Here is a 5313-nt window from a genome sequence, read left to right as displayed (position 1 = left end):
CCAAGGGGCGGCCGGTACTGGTCGGCACCGCGACCATCGAAACCTCCGAGCACATGTCCAACCTGCTCAAGCAGGAAGGCATCGAGCACAAGGTGCTCAACGCCAAGTTCCACGAGAAGGAAGCCGAGATCATCGCCCAGGCCGGTCGTCCGGGCGCGCTGACCATTGCCACCAACATGGCCGGCCGGGGTACCGACATTCTTCTGGGCGGCAACTGGGAGGTCGAAGTGGCCTCGCTGGACAACCCCACCGACGAGCAGATCGCGCAGATCAAGGCCGACTGGCAGAAGCGTCACCAGGAAGTCCTGCAATCGGGCGGCCTGCACGTGATCGCCTCCGAGCGCCACGAATCGCGCCGCATCGACAACCAGCTGCGTGGCCGTGCCGGTCGCCAGGGTGACGCCGGTTCCAGCCGCTTCTATCTGTCGCTGGAAGACAGCCTGATGCGCATCTTCGCCTCCGACCGGGTGAAGAACTTCATGAAGGCCCTGGGCATGCAGTCCGGCGAAGCGATCGAGCACCGCATGGTGACCAACGCCATCGAAAAAGCGCAGCGCAAGGTCGAAGGTCGCAACTTCGACATCCGCAAGCAATTGCTCGAATTCGACGACGTGGCCAACGAGAAGCGCAAGGTCATCTACCACATGCGCAACAGCCTGCTGGCCGCGCAGAACATCGGTGACACCATCGCCGACTTCCGCCAGGAAGTGCTCGACGCCACCGTCAGCTCGCACATCCCGCCGCAATCGCTGCCCGAGCAGTGGGACGTGGCCGGCCTGGAGGCTGCGCTGCTCAACGACTTCGGCGTCAAGCTGCCGATCCAGCAGTGGCTCGACGAAGACGACAAGCTCTACGAAGAGACCCTGCGCGAGAAGTTGCTGGCCGAGCTGCTGGCCGCCTACAACGAGAAGGAAGAGCAGGCCAGCACCGAGGCGCTGCGCACTTTCGAGAAGCAGATCCTGCTGCGCGTGCTCGACGACCTGTGGAAAGACCACCTGTCGACCATGGACCACCTGCGCCACGGCATTCACTTGCGCGGCTACGCACAGAAGAACCCGAAGCAGGAGTACAAGCGCGAGTCGTTCAACCTGTTCTCCGAGTTGCTTGATTCGATCAAGCGCGATTCGATCCGCGTACTGTCACACGTACAGGTTCGCCGCGAAGACCCGGTTGAAGAGGAAGCGCGTCTGCGTCAGGAAGCCGAGTCTCTGGCCCAGCGCATGCAATTCCAGCATGCCGAGGCTCCAGGTCTTGATCAGCCGGATGCATTGGCCCAAGTGCTGGAAGGTGCCGATGTAGCTGATGTGGCCGCTGAGCCGGTGCGTAACGAGCCGAAGCTGGGCCGTAACGAACTGTGCTACTGCGGTTCGGGCAAAAAATTCAAGCATTGCCACGGGCAAATCAACTAAGGCCCGTTTCAACGGCTGAAACACTTGCGCCGCGACAGGCATTAGCCGTCGCGGCGTTTTACCATTGAATTCCCGCCCGTGCGGCGGAACACCCCTCTTGTTTAGGAGCGCGTCATGGCGGTTGGTCTTGGTCCTTTGCCTACTTTGCACCCGGTAGCCGGTTTTGAACTGGGTATTGCTTCAGCCGGTATCAAACGTCCTGGTCGCAAGGATGTGGTGGTGATGCGCTGCGCTGAAGGTTCCAGCGTGGCGGGTGTGTTTACGCTGAATGCCTTTTGCGCAGCGCCGGTCATTCTGGCTCGCCAACGTGTGCAAGGCTCTGTGCGTTATTTTTTGACCAACACCGGCAATGCCAATGCGGGTACCGGTGAGCCGGGTCTGGTCGCGGCTACCCGAACCTGTGCCAAGCTTGCTGAATTGGCAGGTGTTGATGCCAGCGCAGTGCTGCCGTACTCCACGGGCGTGATCGGTGAGCCACTGCCGGTCGAAAAAATCGAAGGTGCGCTGCAGGCGGCCCTGGACGACCTGTCCGAGAGCAACTGGGAGCAAGCGGCCATCGGCATCATGACCACTGACACCCTGCCTAAAGGCGCGAGCCGTCAGTTCGTGCACGAGGGTGTGACGATTACGGTGACCGGTATCAGCAAAGGCGCAGGCATGATTCGCCCGAATATGGCCACCATGCTGGGCTATATCGCGACTGACGCCAAAGTCTCCCGTGAGGTGCTGCAAAATCTGATGCTTGACGGTGCCAACAAGTCGTTCAACCGCATCACCATCGATGGCGATACCTCGACCAACGATTGCTGCATGTTGATCGCCACCGGCAAGGCCGCCTTGCCTGAAATCACCGAAGCCAGCGGTCCTTTGTTCGAGGCGTTGAAAGCCGCAGTGTTCGAGGTGTGCATGGAAGTGGCCCAGGCCATCGTGCGCGACGGCGAAGGGGCAACCAAGTTCGTGACGGTTGAGGTGAATGGCGGTGCCAACCATCAGGAGTGCCTGGATGTGGGCTACACCGTGGCGCACTCACCACTGATCAAAACCGCACTGTTTGCCTCTGATCCGAACTGGGGCCGTATTTTGGCTGCGGTAGGCCGTGCCGGGGTGGCTGACCTGGATGTGAGCAAGATCGATGTGTTCCTGGGGGAAGTGTGCATCGCCAGCGGCGGCGCGCGCTCGGCCAGTTACACGGAAGCGCAGGGCTCTGCCGTGATGGCGCGTGAAGAAATCACCATCCGCATCGAGCTGGGTCGTGGCGCTTGCAGCGAGACTATCTGGACAACAGATTTGTCTCACGAATACGTGAAGATCAACGCTGAGTACCGTACCTGATCATTGGAGCTGGTATTTAAAGCCTGGCAGCAGGCGGGATTGGAGGAAGTGCAAGGGTGAAACGAGTTCATGTGGCGGCAGCGGTTATTCGGGGGGCTGACGGCAAGGTCCTGATTGCGCGACGTGCTGATGCACAGCACCAAGGCGGTCTGTGGGAGTTCCCTGGAGGCAAGGTCGAAGCCGCAGAGACGGTTGAAGCCGCATTGGCCCGTGAGCTCAAGGAAGAGCTGGGTATTGTGGTTCAGGTGGCCCGCCCCTTGATCAAAGTCGCGCATGATTACCCGGATAAACAGGTTTTGCTGGATGTCTGGGAGGTTTCGGCATTCACGGGCCTGCCCGCGGGTGCCGAAGGCCAGCCCTTGGCCTGGGTTGCACCTCGCGATCTGCCCGGCTACGACTTCCCGGCCGCCAATGCCCCGATTGTGGCCGCGGCGCGCTTGCCCGATCAGTACCTGATTACCCCGGATGACCTGGAAAGGCCGGAGCTGTTACGCGGTTTGCAGAGAGCAATTGCCGGGGGCATCAAGCTTGTTTCACTGCGAGCGCCTAACGGTTATGACCCTCAGTATCGGGATCTGGCTGTAGATGCGGCAGGATTGTGCGCAGGCAAGGCTCAGTTGATGCTCAAGGGGCCGCTGGAGTGGCTGGGGGATGTTCCTTCAGCCGGTTGGCATCTAACGGCCCAGCAATTGCGCAAATATGCCGCTAAAGGCAGGCCGCTTCCTCAGGAGCGCTGGTTGGCCGCTTCATGCCATAACGCTGAGGAATTGGCGCTGGCAGAGCAAATGGGCGTGGACTTCGTAACCTTGTCACCTGTGTTACCCACCCAGACGCACCCTGATGCGCAGCCATTGGGCTGGGCCCAGGCGGAGCAGTTGATTGCGGGCTTCGGCAAACCGGTTTTTTTACTGGGCGGTTTGGGCCCGAATGATCGTCAGAGCGCCTGGCAGAGCGGTGCGCAAGGCGTGGCGGGTATTCGGGCGTTCTGGCCTGAGGTCTGATCCCGGTTTTGTTGCAGGCGCGTGCCAGGTTCGCGCCTGCTGATCATTTGAGCGATTTCCCCAAACGCGGTCTGGCATGTACCCGTGCCCGGTGATGCAGCGCAAATAACAGGTCGTGCAGGCCTTAGTCGTAAATAGCTTTTTTCTTCCAGTCGGCGTCGTCATCCTTAAGGCCTTCGGTGAGTGCGTTGGCTTCGTGCGCGCTCGGCTCAAGGTTGTTCGTCAATATGGCATTGGCGCGGGCCAACTGTGCTTCCATAGCGCTCAGTTGTGGCTTGTACAGGGCTGGTTCAGTCTGCTTGCGTAAATACTGCACGCCACGTTCATAGGCCAGTCGTGCCTTGCCGGGCTGATTCTGCTGAAAGGCCTGTTGCCCCAAGTGGTTAAAGAACTCGATATGCACAACGACCAGCAGGTGGCGGATCTCTTTGAGCCATTGCCTGGCTTCGTTGTTGGTCAGCACACGATCCTTGGCGGCGCGGATGATCTGGCCGTGCAGCGTTTCAAGCAAAAACCGCACATGTTTGGCGTTGGCTTCGGTGAGAATCGGGCGCGGGGGGTTGTTGACGCAGATCGATTCGCCTTGTGTCATGAGCGCGTTGAGTTCCGCGATACGTGCTTTTAGCGATACGTCGTTTTTTTGCAGAAGCAGCAAGCGTTGTGCTGCGTTTTGCTCCAGGCGAGTCAGCAGCAACTTGAGCGCGGGGGTCATCAATTGGCCGGGGAATGTCTCCGTGACTTCGCTGCAACGGCGTATGCGGTCATTGAGTTCGACTTTGAGACGGGCTTTTTCCAGTTTGTTGTTTTCCACCGCGTGGTTTATGTACCCGATGGCAATCAGTAATGCGATCCCGGCGATGACGAGCAGGGCGATCAGGGTAGGTGTCAACGTTAAAACCTCTTTAGGGGTTGCCAGCCTGTCAGTGCCGCGACAAGCAGTGTTGCCACTAGGTTATGTACGAAATGTATCTGTGCTCGGTGATGCTACGTTGAAAGCAGGCTCAGAATGCTCATTTACAACACGTAAAGTCGTGCGCGACCCCGGCCGTTCCTCGCCTATTTTTGCCTTGCCTGACCTTCGCTCGAAAACATTTCGTACTGAACCTGGGGCTTGTTCTGGAGATGGGGTTGTTATCGTTAATGGCTGAGGTCGCTGCCTTCTGCGACCCATATAAGCAGGGTTGCGCACTAAGGGTGCAAATAGCCATCACTCATCAGCGCCAATCATAGCGTCTTGTAGGATGCCGGAATATAGGCGTCAGGATTTGGTCGACGTGTTGCGTATGAAAATGCCTAAAGAATAGCGAAGTCATTGATTTCAATATATTTTCATATTGGGGTTGACGACTCTTCAATCCATCCCTAGAATGCGCGCCACTTACAGCGTAAAGCACACAGCGAAGCGCAGGTAGGGAGTGAAGTTGTAGTGTGTCCCCTTCGTCTAGTGGCCTAGGACACCGCCCTTTCACGGCGGTAACAGGGGTTCGAGTCCCCTAGGGGACGCCATATTGCGGGAATAGCTCAGTTGGTAGAGCACGACCTTGCCAAGGTCGGGGTCGCGAGTTCGAGTC

At 58.7% G+C, this 5313-nt stretch carries 4 protein-coding genes and 1 tRNA gene; 4 read left to right on the top strand and 1 reads right to left on the bottom strand.

Annotated features, from left to right (window positions below):
- The 3 genes from Q1W15_RS20655 to Q1W15_RS20645 all read left to right on the top strand — a co-directional run.
- A partial coding sequence (locus Q1W15_RS20655) for an SEC-C metal-binding domain-containing protein (RefSeq protein ID WP_300731638.1) occupies positions 1-1409 on the top strand: 1409 nt, incomplete at its 5' end.
- Between the two features lie 114 nt (positions 1410-1523).
- Entirely contained in the window at positions 1524-2741 is a 1218-nt protein-coding gene (gene argJ, locus Q1W15_RS20650) for a bifunctional glutamate N-acetyltransferase/amino-acid acetyltransferase ArgJ (RefSeq protein WP_300731636.1), read from the top strand.
- Between the two features lie 56 nt (positions 2742-2797).
- Positions 2798-3742 carry a Nudix family hydrolase gene (locus tag Q1W15_RS20645; RefSeq protein ID WP_300731633.1) on the top strand — a complete coding sequence of 315 codons (945 nt, stop codon included), beginning with the start codon at positions 2798-2800 and terminating at the stop codon, positions 3740-3742.
- Between the two features lie 124 nt (positions 3743-3866).
- Here Q1W15_RS20645 and Q1W15_RS20640 read toward each other — a convergent pair whose 3' ends face one another.
- A complete protein-coding gene (locus Q1W15_RS20640) occupies positions 3867-4631 on the bottom strand; it encodes a hypothetical protein (protein WP_300731630.1) in 765 nt (254 codons plus the stop codon).
- A gap of 541 nt (positions 4632-5172) precedes the next feature.
- On the opposite strand from Q1W15_RS20640, the gene Q1W15_RS20635 reads away from it, so the two are divergent.
- A tRNA-Glu gene (locus Q1W15_RS20635) sits at positions 5173-5248 on the top strand.
- The last annotated feature ends 65 nt before the right edge of the window (positions 5249-5313 follow it).

This window comes from Pseudomonas sp., assembly GCF_030150285.1.
GTDB lineage: Bacteria > Pseudomonadota > Gammaproteobacteria > Pseudomonadales > Pseudomonadaceae > Aquipseudomonas.
Note: the sequence above shows the minus strand (reverse complement) of the source record. Positions and strands in the feature narration are given on the sequence as shown.